This is a genomic window from Neisseria sp. P0021.S007, assembly GCF_051956855.1.
Genome location: NZ_JBQCXA010000849.1, coordinates 1 through 581, shown reverse-complemented (window position 1 = coordinate 581; position 581 = coordinate 1). Strand labels below are relative to the sequence as shown.

General features: G+C 52.2%; 2 protein-coding genes. Both read right to left on the bottom strand.

What is annotated here, in order from left to right; genetic code table 11:
- Positions 1-109, bottom strand: a 109-nt coding sequence (locus ACTHUR_RS16310; RefSeq protein ID WP_440399723.1) for an ACT domain-containing protein, incomplete at its 3' end; no start/stop codon positions are given.
- An 11-nt stretch (positions 110-120) separates the two neighbouring features.
- A partial coding sequence (locus tag ACTHUR_RS16305; protein ID WP_440399721.1) for a thiamine pyrophosphate-dependent enzyme occupies positions 121-581 on the bottom strand: 461 nt, incomplete at its 5' end.

Genomic DNA, 581 nt, shown 5'->3' with positions numbered 1-581 from the left:
GGGCTACTGCCAAGGAGTCGATGTTATAGTCGCGAGCGGAGAAGAGGCCGACCACGCGGCTCATCGCGCCTGATTCGTTTTCCATCAGAACAGATAAGATATGTCGCATTGTCGTTCTCCTTACGCTTTCGGGTTTTCGCGCATATGCGGCGGCAGGACCATTTCGTCCAAACCTTTGCCGTTGCCGACCATGGGCAGCACGTTTTGTTTCTTATCGGTCAAGAAGTCGATAAATACCAGACGGTCTTTTTGTTTGACCGCTTCCAAAAGCGCGCCTTCAACATCGGATTTTTTGTCCACGCGGATGCCGATATGTCCGTATGCTTCCGCCAGTTTGACGAAATCGGGCAGAGAATCGAAATAGGTTTCCGATTCGCGGTTGCCGTAATACAGCTCCTGCCATTGGCGGACCATGCCTAGGTAGCCGTTGTTGAGGGTAACGACATTTACCGGAATGCGGTATTGGAAGCAGGTGGACAATTCTTGGATGTTCATCTGAATCGAACCTTCGCCGGTAATGCAGAACACGTCTTGATCGGGGGCGGCAAGTTTCGCGCCCATCGCATACGGCAAACCTACAC